Annotated in this window: 18 protein-coding genes; 11 read left to right on the top strand and 7 right to left on the bottom strand. The window is 63.5% G+C overall.

Going from position 1 to position 16,448, the window contains the following annotated elements; genetic code table 11:
- Positions 1-118 precede the first annotated feature (118 nt).
- Together IP92_RS01930 and IP92_RS01925 are read left to right on the top strand one after the other, a co-directional pair.
- Positions 119-406, top strand: a complete 288-nt coding sequence (locus IP92_RS01930) for an HU family DNA-binding protein (RefSeq protein WP_145872831.1) — start codon at positions 119-121, stop codon at positions 404-406.
- Positions 407-700: 294 nt separating this feature from the next.
- Positions 701-955: an acyl-CoA-binding protein gene (locus tag IP92_RS01925; protein WP_145872830.1), complete on the top strand. Its 255-nt coding sequence runs from the start codon at positions 701-703 to the stop codon at positions 953-955.
- A gap of 70 nt (positions 956-1,025) precedes the next feature.
- Here the strand turns inward: IP92_RS01925 and IP92_RS01920 are convergent, their stop codons facing one another.
- Entirely contained in the window at positions 1,026-1,301 is a 276-nt protein-coding gene (locus IP92_RS01920; protein ID WP_145872829.1) for a polyhydroxyalkanoic acid system family protein, read from the bottom strand.
- Between the two features lie 31 nt (positions 1,302-1,332).
- Positions 1,333-2,595 (bottom strand): putative Na+/H+ antiporter, encoded by a 1,263-nt coding sequence (locus tag IP92_RS01915; protein ID WP_145872828.1) that lies wholly within the window; start codon positions 2,593-2,595, stop codon positions 1,333-1,335.
- Positions 2,596-2,752: 157 nt separating this feature from the next.
- Between IP92_RS01915 and IP92_RS01910 the strand changes: the two genes are divergently transcribed.
- From IP92_RS01910 to IP92_RS01885, 6 genes are all read left to right on the top strand, one after another.
- Positions 2,753-4,216, top strand: a complete 1,464-nt coding sequence (locus tag IP92_RS01910) for a gluzincin family metallopeptidase (RefSeq protein ID WP_145872827.1) — start codon at positions 2,753-2,755, stop codon at positions 4,214-4,216.
- Between the two features lie 10 nt (positions 4,217-4,226).
- Positions 4,227-4,514, top strand: coding sequence for a protealysin inhibitor emfourin (locus IP92_RS01905; protein WP_145872826.1), 288 nt, complete (start codon positions 4,227-4,229; stop codon positions 4,512-4,514).
- Between the two features lie 212 nt (positions 4,515-4,726).
- Entirely contained in the window at positions 4,727-5,050 is a 324-nt protein-coding gene (gene fdxA, locus IP92_RS01900) for a ferredoxin FdxA (protein ID WP_145872825.1), read from the top strand.
- A gap of 72 nt (positions 5,051-5,122) precedes the next feature.
- On the top strand, positions 5,123-6,190 hold the full coding sequence (locus IP92_RS01895) for an NAD(P)/FAD-dependent oxidoreductase (protein ID WP_145872824.1): 1,068 nt from the start codon (positions 5,123-5,125) through the stop codon (positions 6,188-6,190).
- 265 nt (positions 6,191-6,455) lie between these two features.
- A complete protein-coding gene (locus IP92_RS01890; protein ID WP_145872823.1) occupies positions 6,456-7,691 on the top strand; it encodes a polyhydroxyalkanoate depolymerase in 1,236 nt (411 codons plus the stop codon).
- A gap of 225 nt (positions 7,692-7,916) precedes the next feature.
- The gene (locus IP92_RS01885) at positions 7,917-9,554 is read left to right on the top strand and encodes a DUF4214 domain-containing protein (protein WP_158206802.1); all 1,638 of its coding nucleotides are present in this window, start codon (positions 7,917-7,919) and stop codon (positions 9,552-9,554) included.
- Between the two features lie 80 nt (positions 9,555-9,634).
- On the opposite strand, the gene IP92_RS01880 is transcribed toward IP92_RS01885, so the two are convergent.
- Entirely contained in the window at positions 9,635-10,411 is a 777-nt protein-coding gene (locus IP92_RS01880) for a substrate-binding periplasmic protein (protein ID WP_229418564.1), read from the bottom strand.
- A 155-nt stretch (positions 10,412-10,566) separates the two neighbouring features.
- Here IP92_RS01880 and rsxB point away from each other — a divergent pair, with 155 nt between their 5' ends.
- Both rsxB and nth read left to right on the top strand, forming a co-directional pair.
- Positions 10,567-11,268 (top strand): electron transport complex subunit RsxB, encoded by a 702-nt coding sequence (gene rsxB, locus IP92_RS01875; RefSeq protein WP_229418563.1) that lies wholly within the window; start codon positions 10,567-10,569, stop codon positions 11,266-11,268.
- Positions 11,265-11,912 carry an endonuclease III gene (gene nth / locus IP92_RS01870; RefSeq protein WP_145872820.1) on the top strand — a complete coding sequence of 216 codons (648 nt, stop codon included), beginning with the start codon at positions 11,265-11,267 and terminating at the stop codon, positions 11,910-11,912. The genes rsxB and nth overlap by 4 nt, the downstream gene beginning before the upstream one ends.
- 208 nt (positions 11,913-12,120) lie before the next feature.
- Here nth and proB read toward each other — a convergent pair whose 3' ends face one another.
- The 4 genes from proB to rplU all read right to left on the bottom strand — a co-directional run bounded on the left by proB (position 12,121) and on the right by rplU (position 15,227).
- Positions 12,121-13,239: a glutamate 5-kinase gene (gene proB, locus IP92_RS01865; protein ID WP_145872819.1), complete on the bottom strand. Its 1,119-nt coding sequence runs from the start codon at positions 13,237-13,239 to the stop codon at positions 12,121-12,123.
- A gap of 164 nt (positions 13,240-13,403) precedes the next feature.
- Complete coding sequence (cgtA, locus tag IP92_RS01860) at positions 13,404-14,513, bottom strand: Obg family GTPase CgtA (protein WP_145872818.1); 1,110 nt, start codon at positions 14,511-14,513, stop codon at positions 13,404-13,406.
- 101 nt (positions 14,514-14,614) lie between these two features.
- Positions 14,615-14,878, bottom strand: a complete 264-nt coding sequence (gene rpmA, locus IP92_RS01855; RefSeq protein ID WP_145872817.1) for a 50S ribosomal protein L27 — start codon at positions 14,876-14,878, stop codon at positions 14,615-14,617.
- A 37-nt stretch (positions 14,879-14,915) separates the two neighbouring features.
- Positions 14,916-15,227 (bottom strand): 50S ribosomal protein L21, encoded by a 312-nt coding sequence (gene rplU, locus IP92_RS01850; protein WP_050412498.1) that lies wholly within the window; start codon positions 15,225-15,227, stop codon positions 14,916-14,918.
- Between the two features lie 233 nt (positions 15,228-15,460).
- Between rplU and ispB the strand changes: the two genes are divergently transcribed.
- Positions 15,461-16,411, top strand: a complete 951-nt coding sequence (ispB, locus tag IP92_RS01845) for an octaprenyl diphosphate synthase (RefSeq protein WP_371860880.1) — start codon at positions 15,461-15,463, stop codon at positions 16,409-16,411.
- Positions 16,412-16,448: the final 37 nt, after the last annotated feature.

The raw sequence follows: 16,448 nt of genomic DNA, 5'->3' as shown, positions 1-16,448 counted from the left end.
CGCGCCGGAGCCCGATTACGTCGCAGCCCAGCTACGACGGGGGTTCGTTAGGTGAGAAAGGATTACTTTCGGCAAATATTGTGCTAATCTGCGGCCTCCATTAACCAAGGAGGTAGTAATGAAAAAAGGCGAACTGATTGCAGAATTTGCGAAACGGACCGAAATGTCCGGCGCCGCCGCCAACGACGCAGTGAACACCCTGATTGCCATCGTTACCGAGCGTCTGAAAAAAGGCGACACGGTCGGCATCACCGGCTTCGGCACCTTCTCGGTGGCCAAGCGCGCTGCACGCAAAGGCCGCAATCCTGCAACCGGCGAAGCGATCAAGATCGCCGCGTCCAAGACGCCGAAGTTCACCGCTGGCGCGACGCTGAAAGCGGCAGTGAACCCGCCCAAGAAGAAGTAAACCCTATTCGCAGCCGGAACGGCGGCTCAAGACCCGATCGCCGCGGGTTTTGAGCCGCCGTTTTTTATTGGCGCTGTTCGCCTGACAGCGCCCTGTTGTTTGGTCCCTCATCGGTACTAGCCGCCCAGGCATTCGCACTAGCGGCCCACACCGTTCGCACTATCCCGCCCAGCCGAAGGTAGTATCGTGACGGTCCGCGTCCGGTGCCTTTGGAACAACCCCTCTACAGTTTTCGCACTTGGCGCTCGAGCGTTTTTTGTATGATGGCGTCCACATCAACCTTACGAGGACAACATGAGTCTGCAAGAACAGTTCGACCAGGCGGTCGCCGATTCGAAGAACCTGCCGGAACGTCCGGACAACATGACGCTGCTGAAGATCTACGCGCTGTACAAGCAGGGTTCCGCCGGCGACGCGACGGGCGAGCGCCCGGGCATGACGGACTTCGTCAACCGCGCCAAGTACGACGCGTGGGCCGCGTTGAAGGGCACGTCGCAGGACGACGCGAAGCAGCAGTACGTCGACCTGATCGAGGAATTGAAGGGGTAAGACTACCCCTGTGCATCATGACGATGACGGGCACTGTCCCGTCGCAATGACGGGCACTGCCCGTCGTTGCTCACTCCGGCGCAAACACCTTGCGCATCTTCTCGGCGACCTTGCTCTGGATCGCCGGCGCGAAGGCGCCATACAGGAATCCCAGCTTGATCTCCATGCGCGCCTGCTTCTCCAGCAAGGTCAGCGTGCCGTCGACGCCGCTCTTGGAAAAGCGTAGCACGTCGCCCTGCCATTGGCAGGCCAGGTCCAGTTCGCGCGCCAGTTTGTCGGCCACCTGCTGCGCCGCCGCGCGGGCCGCTTCGGGCGCCAGGTTGTGGGGTTGGATGATGTCGATCATTGGGCCAAAAAGGCGCCATCATGCCACAACCCTACAGTAAGCGGAAAGCGGCGATCGCCACCAGCGTCGGCGGCAGCGCCGCGATGAACAGGCTCAGCGCGGCCACCGTCTCCAGTTCGAAGTGGTTCTTCAGGATCGACATGCCGGCCGGGTTCGGCGCGTTCGCGATCACCGTCAGGCCGCCGCCGGTCACGGCGCCCGTCACCAGCGCGTACTTGAATTCGTCCGTCAAGCCTTCCACCAGCGAGCCCAGGTAAGTCAGCGCGGCGTTGTCAGTGATGGCCGTCAGCGCCGTCGCACCATAGAACACCGCGCCGCTGCTCATGCTCATCAGCACACGCTCCAGCCACCATTGCTGCTGCCCGCCCAGCACGACGAGGCCGGCCAGGAAGAACGCGACCAGCAAGCCTTCGCGCAGGATCAGGCGGTCCTGGTACCGTTCATATGCATGGGCCACGCCGAGGAAGAACAGGAACAGCGCCATGAATACGGACGCATGGTGCGAGAACACCACCACGCCGGCCAGGAACGCCAGGTGCACAAGGACGAGGCTGGCCGGCACGCGCTCTTCCGTCGCCGGCGCCGCAGGGCGCAGCGCGGCCAGCTCGCGCCCGAACAGCAGCGTGACGCCGGCCGCGTTGACGAGCACCGCCAGCGCGGCCTTCCAGCCGATGTGGCCCATCATGAAGGTCAGGTCCCAGCCCCACTTCCCTGCCACCATCAGCACGGGCGGCGCGGCATACGGCGTCAGGGTGCCGCCGATCGACACGTTGACGAACAACACGCCCAGGGTCGCGTACTTCAGCCGCTCGGAAATGCCGGCTGCGAAGATCCGTTCCGCCAGGATCAGCGCGGCCAGCGTCATCGCGGCCGGCTCCGTGATGAACGAGCCGAGCAGCGGCACGACGGCCAGCACGAGGAAATAGAAGCCCGTGCTGCCCGGCAGCGGCAACGCCCGCGCCAGCAGCGCCACGGCCGCCTTCGTCGTCTGCAGGATCGGCCGTGTCGCCGCGATCACCATGATGACGAACACGAACATCGGCTCGGTGAAGTTGCGGCTGTCCAGGTAGGCCACCGCGCCCGCCTTGCCCAGGAACAGCGCCATGAACGCCATCAGCACGAGGGCCCAGAAACCGAACACGACCTCCACCTCGCCCAGCAGGTGCCAGATGCCCGCATGGGCCGGGAAGCGCTGCGCCACCCGCTCGAACATCTTGGCGGTAAAGGTGTGCAGGATGGCCACGGCAAACAGGGCCGCGCCGACGATTTCGATCGTGCCGGGAGTCACGCGCATCTCCAATGATGAAAAGGCGATTGTACCGTCCGCAACGGCGGCCCCGGTTGCGAGCAGATAGTTTGTGCCCGATCAAACTTGTGACACGGCCGCAGGACGACCATCGAAAGGCAGGTGCGGAAAATTCCGAGCGCACCGCTACGAGAGGAGAAAGCAGATGGACAAGAAAGTGATCGTCCCCGTGGAAGCGGTGCTGACGAAATGCGCCGAGCTGCCGGTCGGTTTTGTGCCGACGCCATCCGCCCCTTACCGGACGCACCGGAAGGCGGTGGAGCTGACCCAGAAGCCCGGCCGCCCGCGCCTGAAGACGGCGCCCGGGGTACCGCAGCGCGTGCCGGCCGCGACCGCCGGGTCGCGCGTGCTGATGTGGAAGCAGGACCCGTCCGTGACGGAGATGGGGACGCGCAAGGCGTTCCTGCCCGGCGTGATCCTGGAAGGGCCGCGCGACGCCCGCATCACGTTCGGCCAGCCCGGCATCGCGGCGGTGAGCCCGAACACGTTCGGCGACTTCATCCTGTCGCCGAACACCGACCAGTTCGACGCGGTGCACACGTTCGCCGTCGTGCGCCAGACGCTGACGATGTACCAGCGCGTATTGGCGGCCGGCGATGCGGCCGCGCCCCTGCCCTGGGCCTGGAACAACGGCAGCAACACGCAGCCGCTGGAAGTGTTCCCGCACGGCTTGCCGAACGTGATGAACGCCTACTACAGCCGCACGGACCGGGCGCTGAAGTTCGGCGACTTCGTGCCCAGCGGCGCCGAGGAACGCATGTACACGTGCCGCTCGTTCGACATCGTCTCCCACGAGACGGGGCACGCGGTGCTGGACGGCCTGAAACCGAAATGGATCCTGTCCTCCGCGCCGCCGCAGACGGGCGGCCTGCACGAGTCCTTCGGCGACCTGACGGCGATCTTCCTCGCGCTGTCGCAGCTGGACCAGGTCGAGGCCGTGATCGCGCAGACGAAGGCCGACCTGCACGACAAGACCTTCCTGGCCGACATGGCCGAACAGTTCGGCCTGGCACTGGGCCGCACCAATGGCTTGCGCAACGCTGACAACGACCTGAAGCTGTCCGAGGCGGGCAACGAGGTGCACGCGATCTCGCAGGTGTTCACGGGTGCCATGTACGACATCCTGGCCGACATCTTCACCTATGAGCGCCAGCCCGGCATGGAAGACGATGCCGCCGTGCTGCACCGCGTGGGCGGCTACCTGTGCAGCTTGCTGATGCGCTCGCTCGTCGCGGCGCCGGACATGGCCGCCACGTTTGCCGACGTGGCCAACCAGATGCTGCGCCTGGCCGAACAGGACGGCAAGCCCATCGAGTACCGCAACTTCATCCGCAACCGCTTCACGCTGCGCGAAGTCGTCGTCTCGGATGTGCCGCTGACGGATGACGTGACGCCGAACGTGACCCTGGCGCCGGCCGTCGTCGACGAGCCGGACGCGATGCAGGACCGGCGCGCGTGCTGCGGTACGATGAACCATGCGCAGTATTTCGACCTCGAGGACGTGCTGGAGGCCGAACGCCAGGCGCTGGCGCGCTGGTGCCAGGGCTACAAGACCCGGCACGATCACACGGAACCGGCCGCCAGCGAGGAACTGGCGGTGAACAAATGACGGAGGCTGCATGAAGATCACGGCGACGAGCGGCGGCGGCTTCGCCGGCATCACCCGCGAGCACCAGGTGGATACCGAAACGAGCCCGGCCGGCCCGGCCATCGAGGCGGCGCTGGCCGCGACCGATTTCTTCGCCGCCCCGGACGCGCCGGCCGGCGAGCCGATCGGCGCCGACATCCCGCGCTGGACGATCACCGTCGACGCCGACGGCCGGCAGGGCAGCATCAGCTTCCTGGATGACGCGGGGCCTGCCAGCCAGCGCTGGCGGCCGCTGCTCGACCGTATCCTGGCCGCCTGAGTGCACCTGCCGGCTAGCCCGAACCGCCTAGTCCGAACCGCCTATCGAACGGCGTGGCGCCGCGTGCCTGCAAGGGCGCGCGGCGCATTTGCTTATATGTATTGTGTCTAACGCTGAATTGTGAGAATGGGGAAATTGCCCTAAAATACAGTGCTTTGCTGAAGTTGGAATTGTGTTATCGACAGCTTCACACCAACATTGATAGGACTGCTATGACCCACGTTGTCACCGAATCTTGCATCGCCTGCCGTTATACGGACTGCGTCGATGTTTGCCCGGTCGATTGCTTCCGCGAAGGCCCGAATTTCCTGGCGATCGATCCCGACGAGTGCATCGACTGCGCCGTGTGCGTGGCCGAATGCCCGGTCAACGCCATTTTCGCCGAGGAAGATGTGCCGTCGGACCAGCAGCAATACATCAAGATCAACGCCGACCTCTCGCGTAACTGGCCTTCGATCACGAAGACCAAGGCAGCCCTGCCGGAAGCCGAGCAGTTCAAGGACGTCAAGGAAAAAGCCCACCTGCTGGTGCGCTAACGGCAGTTCCCGGCAACGCTGCGCCGTGGCGCTTGCGCTTGCCGCCATTGAAATCACAGGATAGAAATCGTCATGAATATCGTCAGCACCCCTCCAGGCGGCCTCCATGAAACGGACGCCGTCATCATCGGCGCCGGGCCGGTCGGCCTGTTCCAGGTCTTCGAGCTGGGCCTGCTGGAAATCAAGGCCCACGTGATCGACTCGCTCGCCGCCGTCGGTGGCCAGTGCGTTGAACTGTATCCGGACAAGCCGATCTACGATATTCCCGCGATTCCGTCCTGCACCGGCCAGGAACTGACGGACGGCCTGCTCAAGCAGATCGAGCCGTTTGGCGCCACGTTCCACCTGGGCCAGGAAGTGACCGTCGTGCAAAAGCGCGCGGACGGCCGCTTCGACGTCGAGACGAGCCTCGGCACGAAACTCATCACGAAAACCATCTTCATCGCCGCCGGCGTCGGTTCGTTCCAGCCGCGCACGATGAAGGTCGAAGGCCTCGAAGCGCACGAGGGCACCCAGGTGTTCTACCGCGTCAAGGATCCGTCGCAGTTCGGAGGCAAGAACCTCGTCATCTGCGGCGGCGGCGACTCCGCGCTGGACTGGGCACTGAACTTCGTTGGCAAGGCCGAATCCGTCGTGCTGCTGCACCGCCGCGAAGAGTTCCGCGCCGCGCCGGCATCGGTGGCGAAGATGAAGCAGCTGTGCGACGACTACGAGATGCAGCTGATCATCGGCCAGGTGTCCGGCATCGAAGAGAAGGAAGGCAAGCTGTCCGAGCTGCGCGTGACCGGTGCCGACGGCGTGACCCGCCGCGTGCCGCTGGACATGCTGCTCGTGTTCTACGGCCTGTCGCCGAAGCTGGGCCCGATCGCCGAATGGGGCCTGGACATCGAGCGCAAGCAGCTGAAGGTGGTATCGACGGAGAAGTTCGAGACGAACGTGCCTGGCATCTTCGCCGTCGGCGACATCAACACGTATCCAGGCAAGAAAAAGCTGATCCTGTCGGGCTTCCATGAAGCCGCGCTGGCCGCCTTCGGCGCCGCGCCGTACATCTTCCCCGACAAGAAGATCCACATGCAGTACACGACCACGTCGCCGAAACTGCACAAGGTGCTGGGCGTCGAGACCCCCGTGTTCGACTGATGGATTGAATCCGACTTCACGTTCGGACCTGTCCTACACAAAAGCAGCGGAAACGCTGCTTTTTTTGTTTTTGGAACACAATTATCGTACAAACTATAGATATCCCCGTGCAATTTGTAGCTATATGCTGTCTTTTATGCAGGTCGCCGTGGATGCCCCGAAAATGCTTTACGTCAAGAAAAAACGGCCTATAATGGCCTTATGAATTTCCGCGCCGCACCATTGCTTCGGCTTCAACGGCGGCGCTTTTGACCCGGGAACACCTATGCTTTACCAACTCCACGAGATGCAACGGACCTTCCTGAACCCGCTGATGCAGTGGGCCGAAGCGTCTTCCAAACTGTTCAGCAACCCGGTGTCGCCGTTCGCGCACACACCGTTCTCACAACGGATCGCGGCCGGTTACGAACTGCTGTACCGCCTCGGCAAGGATTACGAAAAACCGGCATTCGGCATCGATACGGCGACCGTGAACGGCAAGCCCGTCTCGGTCATCGAGCACGTCACCGTCACCAAGCCGTTCTGCCGCCTGATTCACTTCCGCAAGGACATGCACGACAAGGAGCTCGCCGCGCTGAACCAGCCGGTGGTGCTGCTGGTCGCCCCGCTCTCCGGCCACCATTCCACGCTCCTGCGCGACACCGTGCGCGGCCTGCTGCAGGAACACGACGTGTACATCACCGACTGGACCGATGCGCGCATGGTGCCGCTGTCGGAAGGCCCGTTCCATCTCGACGACTACATCTACTACGTGCAGGACTTCATCCGCCACCTGGGCCCGGACCTGCACGTGATCTCCGTGTGCCAGCCAACGGTGCCGGTGCTGGCCGCGATCGCCCTGATGGCGACGAACCAGGATCCGAAGCTGCCAAAGTCAATGACGATGATGGGCGGCCCGATCGACCCGCGCAAGTCGCCGACGGCCGTCAACAACCTGGCCACCGAGAAGCCGTTCTCGTGGTTCGAGAACAATGTGATCTACCCGGTGCCGCCGAACTACCCCGGCTTCGGCCGCAAGGTGTACCCAGGCTTCCTGCAGCACGCCGGCTTCATCGCGATGAACCCGGGCCGCCACGCGCAGTCGCACCGCGAGTTCTACATGCACCTGGTGCGCGGCGACGACGAATCGGCGGAAAGCCACCGCAAGTTCTACGACGAATACAACGCCGTGCTGGACATGCCGGCCGAGTACTACCTGGACACGATCAAGACCGTGTTCCAGGAACACCGGCTGCCGAACGGCACGTGGGAAGTAGGCGGCCAGCTGGTGCGCCCGCAGGACATCACGAACGTCGCGCTGCTGACGGTCGAGGGCGAGCTGGACGACATCTCCGGCGCCGGCCAGACGCAAGCCGCGCATGAGCTGTGCAGCGGCATTCCAGCCGCCATGCAGGAAGACTACGTGGTGCCGCAGGCCGGTCACTACGGCATCTTCTCCGGCCGCCGTTGGCGCGAACTGGTGTGCCCGAAGATCACCGAGTTCATCAAGCAATACTCCTGAGCGGTGCTCCTCGCAAGTCCGCTGGCCGCCTTCGGGCGGCTTTTTTTTGTCAGTGCGAATGTGGTGATGGGTCGTCGGCGAATGTGGCGTGTGGAGAGAATTGGAGAGAATGAAACGGTATCTGCCGTGTTACCTTTGCACAAATGTTGTTCGGATAGGCAAAACGCGAGCAGCATAGTTCGGGTATCCCGGTTCATCCACCGTCAAACGAAAACCTCACTGCACATGCGAAAACTCTCCCTTATCGTCCTGGCAGCGTCGGCAGCATTGACGCCAGCCGTCCACGCGTCCACCTCACAATTCGTCGCCCGCTTGTACACCGAAGCGCTTGGGAGGGCCCCCGACGAGGGAGCCTGGGCAGCGAACGTCGCCAATCTCCCGCAGTCGGGCGCGGCCTGCAACAATATCGACTTCGCAAGCCTTGCCAACAGCGTCTATTCGAGCCAGGAGTACCAGAACCTTGGATATACGAGCAGGGAGAAAGTCCTGACGCTGTACCGCGGCATCGTGAATCGTGAGCCGGAAAGCGCCGATGCCGTCAACTACTGGGCCCAGGGTCTCGACTCCGGGCAGTCGATACTGAGTGTCATCAATGCCTTCATGGCCGGGGCCGAGTTCCAGGGACTGAAGAGCCAGATCTGCAGCACCACATCCAACACGGCCGATCCCGTCTACCGTTGGGGCAGCGCACCCGTCGTCGCAATCGACGGAGTCAAGTCCGCGATGACCGCGGCAGGCTTGCAAATCCTGCTCGACAACGCGCGCAACAACATTTCAAAGGTCGTTGCGCTTGCTCCCCATACTGTCGTATTCGCTGACAGAAAAATTACGATCCCCGAGGGCGTGACATTGACCACGTCCGGCGTCACCAGCCGCCAGCAATATGCGCGCATGGCACGTATCGTCCGCATCGCGCACTTCGGCGCAGGCTCCGCGGCGCGTGGAGACCAGGCATTGGTCGTACCCGACAAAGGCTCGACGATGAAGTACATCTGGGTGTCCGGTCAGCGCGACGCTATCATCAATGGCGTCAGGCTGGAACATAACGGCCTGTCCGCAAATGTGCATGTGCGCAACGGAACGGGCACGTCGGTCATTTCTTCGCGCCTGGATTCCGTCGCGGGGACAAGCAATATGGGCGTTGACGGATCGGCCGAAGGCGACGGATCGCCCCAGGGCGTCCGATGCGATCCGCCAGGCGCTGTCATCAGCGATAACCTTATTACCGGTTACACCAGCACTCACTATCCCATAGACACTGTTGGCAAGTACTCGGACGGTATTACGGTATCGTGCGAAAACACCAGTGTCACAAGGAACCATATTGTCGATGCCAGCGATGTCGGGATCATTCTGTTCCGTTCTGGCTCGGCCCCCCAGGCATCGACGGTCAGCGACAACGTCATCATCTCCGCTGGAGTCTCGGCCTTTGCCGCGATGGCGTACGAGCCATACAACCAGTGCAACCGCACGGGAGGATGCCCAACTCAAGCCACCTACAGCTTCGCAGGCTCCAGCTTCTCCAACAATCGATTCTGGACCGCTGGCGACACCCACTTCGACATCGGGATTGCCGCGGGTACCCGGGCATGGGGAGAAGACAACACCGGCGACACAGGTCAGATATTAAATAATTCCAACATGGGAATCGCCTCGATCATGCAGATCGGTATAGGCGTCGATGGCATGAAACACGTGACGATCAGAGGCAACCAGCTATCCTATGTGAAACTAAGCACTGGGAAGTGCGAAACCAAAGCCCCCATCGTTATAAACACCCTCCCCGACAGGTCGGAGGGGTATTCCGTCGATACCAGTCCTGCCAACGGAACGCTGGACGGTTGCAGGATGGGCGACGAATGACCGCTGCCCCAGCGTAGCGCTTCAGCACTCCCATCTCAGCGATGGGAGTGCTGCTGACTAGGACAGCGTGGCCGCCCCCTTCATCCATCAAGATTGCCACCGCCCTGCTGCCCGACCCGCCGCCAGTAGTCCTTTTCCATCTGCACGAAATCGAACGCGCGGGCGGCGTCGTTGAAGGCACGCTGCTGGATGAGCCCTTCGGGGCTTTTCTTGAAGCAGATATGCATCGGCCGCTCACGGAACGGCCGTTCGTCGATGACGATGCGTTCGCGCTCGGCCGGCGCGAAGCGCGATGCGAGCAGGTGCCGCAACACGCGCCGTTCGATGACGATGGCCGGGAAGCGGCGCACGAGCAGCTTGCGCAGATTGGTTTCGTCGTTGACGCCCTCTTCCACTTCGATCCGCCCCTGGTGCGCCAGCGTGTCGAACTCGTCGCCGTTCGAGTAGCCCGCCACGGTGCCGATGCGCACGCCACGCAGGTCGGCGATGCGCGATGTGCGCACCGGTTGCTCCTTCAGCGAAACAAGAACGATCAGCGTGCTGGCGATCGGAACGGAGAAATGGCACATCGCTTCCCGCTCGGCCGTGTGATAGACCACGGCGACGCCCGCGTAGCGGGGATCTCGCCGGCCGAGCTCGAACGTGCGCCGCCACGGAAAATAGTCGATGCGCACGGAGTAGCCGAGCTTGTCGAAGACAGCATGCATCAGGGAACCCGACATGCCATCCTCCGGCAACGTGGGCGTGACGAACGGCGGCCACTCCTCGGCCGCGAACCGGATCGTCCGCGGCGTTTGCGCATCGGCGCCGTGCAGCGCACAGCACAGCAGCGCGGCGGCCAGCGCGCGGGTTTTCATGCTGCGTACGTCTCCAAAACTGTCGGCTTTGCTACGTCCATGCAAGCAATGCTCCCACAAAGCCGCGCGCTAAGCCAACACTTTCCGGCCCGGGGCCTGGCTGGTACGAGACGCGCGCAATGAGGGATAATGGCGTTTTGCCGTGTAAAGCCATCGTGACTGAACAGAAGACCCTCGCCGACCGCATCGAAGACGTCCTGCCGCAGACGCAATGCACGAAGTGCGGCTATGCCGGTTGCCGGCCGTATGCGGAAGCGATCGCCGCGGGCCAGGCGCAGATCAACCAGTGCCCGCCGGGCGGCGCGGAAGGTATCGAGCGGCTGTCCGCCGTCACGGGCCGGGCGGTGATTCCGCTGAACCCCGTCAACGGCCTGGAGCGGCCGCGCGCCGTCGCCTACATCGACGAGGCGCTGTGCATCGGCTGCACCCTGTGCATCCAGGCCTGCCCGGTCGATGCGATCATGGGCGCGGCGAAGCAGATGCACACGATCCTGCCGGAACTGTGCACGGGCTGCGACCTGTGCGTGAACCCGTGCCCGGTCGACTGCATCGTGATGTATCCGGTGACCGAGACGACGGGCTGGGACGCGTGGTCGCAAGCCGATGCGGACGCCGCGCGCGACCGGCACGATTTCCGCACGGCGCGCCTGAAGCGCGAGCGCGAGGAGAACGATGCGCGGCTGGCCGCGAAGGCGCAGGCCAAGGCGGCCGCCGTCGAACGCCTGAATCCCGAGAACGCGGCCGAACAGGCGGAGAAGGAGCGCAAGCGCGCGATCATCGCCGCCGCGATGGAGCGCGCCCGCCTGCGCGCCGAAGCGGCCAAGGCCGACGCCAAGGACGACAAACCCGCACAATGAACCCAGCCAAACGCTACGAAATCTATCGCCGCCTGCGCGAAGCCAATCCCCATCCGACCACCGAACTGGAATACACGACGCCGTTCGAACTGCTGATTGCCGTGCTGCTGTCGGCGCAGGCGACGGACGTCGGCGTCAACAAGGCCACGCGCAAGCTGTACCCGGTGGCGAACACGCCGCAGGCGATCCTCGACCTGGGCATCGACGAGCTGACGAAGTACATCCAGACGATCGGCCTGTATCGCACGAAGGCAAAGAACGTGATGGCCACGTGCCAGACCCTTGTCGACCAGTACGGCGGCGAGGTGCCGCGCGACCGCGAGGCGCTGGAAGCGCTGCCGGGTGTGGGCCGCAAGACGGCGAACGTGGTGCTGAACACGGCGTTCGGCGAACCGACGATCGCCGTCGACACGCACATCTTCCGCGTGGCGAACCGCACCAACCTCGCGCCGGGGAAGAACGTGGACATCGTCGAACAGAAGCTGCTGAAATTCACGCCGAAGGAATTCCTGCAGGACGCCCACCACTGGCTGATCCTGCACGGCCGCTACACGTGCATCGCCCGCAAGCCGCAATGCTGGAACTGCATGATCGTGGACTTGTGCGAGTACAAGCAGAAGACGCCGGCACCGGCAGTGGTGTGACCGGCGGCTGAGTGACCGGCGGCTGAGTGACCGACGACTGCATGACCGACGGCTGAGGCCGTGTCCAGTTTTTCAGTTTTGGGGGCAGACCCCGACATCGGACACGGACTCGGCCGTTGTAGCCCGAAAGTGCGCGCTTACAGCCGAGGCCGTGTCCTGTCGGGGTCTGACCCCAGATGGTGGAAAGTGGACACGAACCCGGCTGTCGTTACAGCAGCACGAGGTTGTCGCGGTGGATCAGCTCGGGGCCTTCGACGAAGCCGAGGATCCCTTCGATTTCGGACGAAGGCTTGCGCAGGATGCGCCGCGCTTCGCCGCTCGTGTAGTTCGACAGCCCGCGGGCGATTGCGACGCCACCCTGGCTGATGCATGTGATGACGGCGCCGCGGCCGAATTCGCCGCGCACTTCCAGCACGCCGATCGGCAGCAGCGACTTGCCTTCGCGCGACACCTTTTCCACCGCGCCCGCATCGATGACGACCTGCCCCGCCGTATGCAGGTGGTCCGCCATCCACTGCTTGCGCGCCGTGAGATGCCCGGTCTGTGCCTGCAGCTCGGTGCCGATCGCTGCGCCGTCCGCGAGGCGCGTCAGCACGTCCGGCTCGCGGCCGAACGCGATCACCGTGTGGGCGCCGGACTTCGCGGCGCGTTTCGCGGCAAGGATTTTTGTGAGCATGCCGCCGCGGCCCAGGCTGGAACCGGCGCCGCCGGCCATCGCTTCCAGCTGCGGGTCGCCGGCGATGCCGTGCGTGATCAGGAATGCGGCCGGGTCCTTGCGCGGGTCGGCCGAGAACAGGCCGCGCTGGTCCGTCAGGATGATCAGCGCATCGGCTTCGATCAGGTTGGCGACGAGGGCGCCCAGCGTGTCGTTGTCGCCGAACTTGATTTCGTCAGTGACGACCGTGTCGTTCTCGTTGATGATCGGGACGACGCCCAGCGACAGCAACGTCGTCAGCGTCGAGCGCGCGTTCAGGTAGCGTTCGCGGTCCGCCAGGTCGGCATGCGTCAGCAGCACCTGCGCGGTGCCGATGCCGTGCGCGCGGAAGCTCGTTTCGTAGATCTGCGCGAGGCCCATCTGGCCCACCGCGGCGCAGGCCTGCAATTCGTGGACGTCGGTCGGGCGATGCTCGAAGCCCAGGCGCAGCATGCCTTCGGCGATGGCGCCGGAACTGACCAGCACGACCTGCTTGCCGAGCGCGCGTAGCGCCGAGATCTGCGCGGCCCAGCGGGCGATCGCGGCATGATCGAGGCCGCGGCCGTCGTTGGTGACGAGCGAGGAGCCGACCTTGACGATCAGCCGGTTGGCTTTCTGGATGACGGAATTCATGGTTGCGGCAATCTCTTGTTGGACGTGGATTGATCACAGGGCCAGTCGCCCCGCTTTGCCGCTGACGCCGTCCATTGCGCTATTGGTGCAATGGACGGGTAACAGTTGGAAGAATTTTAATCGATCCGGGGTGGATCGAGAACCCGGAGGCCCCGGGCCTGCTCTTAGTCGAGAACCTTGAAGCGGGGATCGTCCGGATCGATCGACGAAATGCCGCGTGCCTCTTCCGTCATCTGCGTCTCTTCGGCGCGCTGCTCGCCGTGGCGCTTCTCTTCCAGGTACTGGTAGATGGCGGTGACGAGTTCCTGCGTGCCTTCGCGCGACAGCGCCGAGATCTCGAACACGGGGCCCTTGAAGCCGAACTTCTTGACGAAGTCCTTCACGCGCTTGGCGCGCTCCGCTTCCGGCACCATGTCCAGCTTGTTCAGCACCAGCCAGCGCGGCTTGTCCGCCAGCGCGGCGTCGTACTTCTGCAGTTCCTTGACGAGCGCCTTGGCTTCCTTCACCGGGTCGACGTTCGTCTCGAACGGCGCCAGGTCGACGATGTGCAGCAACAGGCCCGTGCGCGACAGGTGGCGCAGGAACTGGTGGCCGAGGCCCGCGCCTTCGGCGGCACCTTCGATGAGACCAGGGATGTCGGCGATGACGAAGCTCTTCTCATGCGACACGCGCACGACGCCCAGGTTCGGGTGCAAGGTCGTGAACGGGTAGTCGGCGATCTTCGGCTTCGCGTTCGACACGGCCGTGATGAACGTCGACTTGCCGGCGTTCGGCATGCCCAGCAGGCCCACGTCCGCCAGCACCTTCAGCTCCAGGCGCAGTTCGCGGCGTTCGCCTTCCTTGCCGTCCGTCTTCTGGCGCGGTGCGCGGTTCGTCGACGTCTTGAAGTGGATGTTGCCCCAGCCGCCCTCGCCGCCCTTGGCGAGCAGTTCGGTCTGGCCGTGTTCGGTCATGTCGGCGAGGATCTCGCCCGTCACGTCGTCGATGATCAGCGTGCCGACCGGCATGCGCAGGTAGATGTCTTCCGCGCCCTTGCCGTAGCAGTCGGAGCCGCGGCCGGATTCGCCGTTCTCGGCGCGGTGCATCTTGGAGTAGCGGTAATCCACGAGCGTATTGATGTTACGGTCGGCCACGGCCCAGATGGAGCCGCCCTTGCCGCCGTCGCCGCCATCCGGGCCGCCGAACGGCCGGAACTTCTCGCGCCGGAAAGAGGCGCAGCCGTTGCCGCCATTGCCGGCGATGACTTCAATGCGTGCTTCGTCGATGAACTTCATGATTACCGCCTTAAATCTGGCCTGAAATAAAAAAAGGCTCCACCATCGGCAGAGCCTTTAGTTTCGAAAGGCTTGCGCCTTCAGTCACTGTACTGTCTGGCTTACTGAGCAGCCGGGACGACGGTGACGTACTTGTTGTTGCCCGCGCCCTTGGTCACGAACTTGACGACGCCGTCGACCAGTGCGAACAGGGTGTGGTCCTTGCCGGTGCCCACGCCTTCGCCGGCGCGAACCGGGGTGCCGCGCTGGCGGATGATGATGCCGCCGGCGTTGATCGTTTGACCTCCGTAGACCTTAACGCCCAGGCGTTTTGACTCGGAATCGCGGCCGTTGCGGGTAGTACCGCCACCTTTTTTGTGTGCCATTTATTTGCTCCTTGACTAGCTGGATTCGGGCAGCGGCTTAGCCGTTGATCGAAACGATTTGGATTTCGGTGTAGTTCTGGCGATGGCCCTGGTGCTTCTGGTAGTGCTTACGACGGCGCATCTTGAAGATCTTGACCTTGTCGTGACGACCTTGGGAAACCACTTTCACCAGAACCTTCGCACCTTCAACCAGTGGGGCACCAAACTTGATGGTGTCGCCCGCGCCAACGGCGAGAACTTGATCGATGGTGAGTTCGGAACCAATGTCTGCCGGTATCTGTTCTACTTTGAGTTTTTCGCCAGCGACAACTTTGTATTGCTTGCCACCGGTTTTTATGACCGCGTACATGATTGAAACCTCATCAAATGTTAAAAAAATTCCCCTCCTCGACACCCACGAACACATGAGCGGAGGCCGGAGAACCAACGATTATACATGGATGCCAAAAACACGTCAAAAAGTATTCACAAACCCCGTCGCTCGTGGTATGTCGGCAACGCATGACGTATAATTCGCGGCACCTCAATCTCGACCAATGCAGGCTCGCCTTGTCCAACCAACCAACCAGCCAGAATAACATCATCAGCACCATCGCGGCCGACATGGAGGCCGTCAATGGCGTGATCCGCCAGCGCCTGCACTCGGAGGTGGCGCTCGTGAACCAGATCGCTGAGTACATCATCAGCGCCGGCGGCAAGCGTATCCGCCCGGTCCTGGTGCTGCTGGTGGCGAACGCCTACGACTACCGCGGCACGGCGCATCACGAGCTGGCGGCGGTGGTGGAGTTCATCCACACGGCGACCCTGCTGCACGACGACGTCGTCGACGAATCGTCGCTGCGCCGCGGCCGTGCCACGGCCAACGCGCTGTTCGGCAATGCGGCTTCCGTGCTGGTGGGCGACTTCCTGTATTCGCGCTCCTTCCAGATGATGGTCTCGCTGAACAATATGCGGGTGATGCAGATCCTGTCCGATGCGACCAACGTGATCGCCGAGGGCGAGGTGCTGCAGCTGCTGAACATGCACGACCCGGACGTCTCCGAGGACAGCTACCTGAACGTGATCCGCTCGAAGACCGCGAAGCTGTTCGAGGCGGCCGCCGAACTGGGCGCACTGGTGGCCGGTGCGAACGACGAAGAGATCGCCGCAGCCGGCGAGTACGGCCGCTCGCTGGGCACCGCGTTCCAGCTGATCGACGACGTGCTCGATTACGCGGGCGACGCCAGCGAGATCGGCAAAAACGTCGGCGACGACCTGCGCGAAGGCAAACCGACGCTGCCGCTGATCTACCTGATGGAACACGGCACCGAGGAGCAGCGCCAGCTGGTGCGCTCCTGCATCGAGACGGGCGACGAGCAGCACTTCGACACGATCCTGGCCGCGATCACGACGAGCGGCGCGCTCGATTACACGCGCCGCGCCGCCGAAGTGGCCGCGCAGCGCGCGCTGGATGCGATCGCGTCGATGCCGGGGAGCCGCTACAAGGACTCGCTGCTGCAGCTGGCGCGCTTCGCCGTCGAGCGCAGCCACTGAAGCAGCCGGGCGCACGCAGCGAACGGCCACGCATCGG

Source organism: Pseudoduganella flava (assembly GCF_007830495.1).
Lineage (GTDB): Bacteria > Pseudomonadota > Gammaproteobacteria > Burkholderiales > Burkholderiaceae_D > Rugamonas > Rugamonas flava.
This window is presented reverse-complemented; position numbering and strand designations above follow the sequence as displayed.

Bases quoted from the DNA above. Each gene is read 5' to 3' on its own strand.
- rpmA (WP_145872817.1), bottom strand. From the start codon at position 14,878: ATGGCACACAAAAAAGGTGGCGGTACTACCCGCAACGGCCGCGATTCC.
- rplU (WP_050412498.1), bottom strand. From the start codon at position 15,227: ATGTACGCGGTCATAAAAACCGGTGGCAAGCAATACAAAGTTGTCGCT.
- proB (WP_145872819.1), bottom strand. From the start codon at position 13,239: ATGAATTCCGTCATCCAGAAAGCCAACCGGCTGATCGTCAAGGTCGGC.
- IP92_RS01880 (WP_229418564.1), bottom strand. From the start codon at position 10,411: ATGAAAACCCGCGCGCTGGCCGCCGCGCTGCTGTGCTGTGCGCTGCAC.
- IP92_RS01890 (WP_145872823.1), top strand. From the start codon at position 6,456: ATGCTTTACCAACTCCACGAGATGCAACGGACCTTCCTGAACCCGCTG.
- IP92_RS01895 (WP_145872824.1), top strand. From the start codon at position 5,123: ATGAATATCGTCAGCACCCCTCCAGGCGGCCTCCATGAAACGGACGCC.
- IP92_RS01915 (WP_145872828.1), bottom strand. From the start codon at position 2,595: ATGCGCGTGACTCCCGGCACGATCGAAATCGTCGGCGCGGCCCTGTTT.
- IP92_RS01885 (WP_158206802.1), top strand. From the start codon at position 7,917: ATGCGAAAACTCTCCCTTATCGTCCTGGCAGCGTCGGCAGCATTGACG.
- fdxA (WP_145872825.1), top strand. From the start codon at position 4,727: ATGACCCACGTTGTCACCGAATCTTGCATCGCCTGCCGTTATACGGAC.
- cgtA (WP_145872818.1), bottom strand. From the start codon at position 14,513: ATGAAGTTCATCGACGAAGCACGCATTGAAGTCATCGCCGGCAATGGC.
- IP92_RS01930 (WP_145872831.1), top strand. From the start codon at position 119: ATGAAAAAAGGCGAACTGATTGCAGAATTTGCGAAACGGACCGAAATG.
- nth (WP_145872820.1), top strand. From the start codon at position 11,265: ATGAACCCAGCCAAACGCTACGAAATCTATCGCCGCCTGCGCGAAGCC.
- IP92_RS01905 (WP_145872826.1), top strand. From the start codon at position 4,227: ATGAAGATCACGGCGACGAGCGGCGGCGGCTTCGCCGGCATCACCCGC.
- IP92_RS01910 (WP_145872827.1), top strand. From the start codon at position 2,753: ATGGACAAGAAAGTGATCGTCCCCGTGGAAGCGGTGCTGACGAAATGC.
- IP92_RS01925 (WP_145872830.1), top strand. From the start codon at position 701: ATGAGTCTGCAAGAACAGTTCGACCAGGCGGTCGCCGATTCGAAGAAC.
- IP92_RS01920 (WP_145872829.1), bottom strand. From the start codon at position 1,301: ATGATCGACATCATCCAACCCCACAACCTGGCGCCCGAAGCGGCCCGC.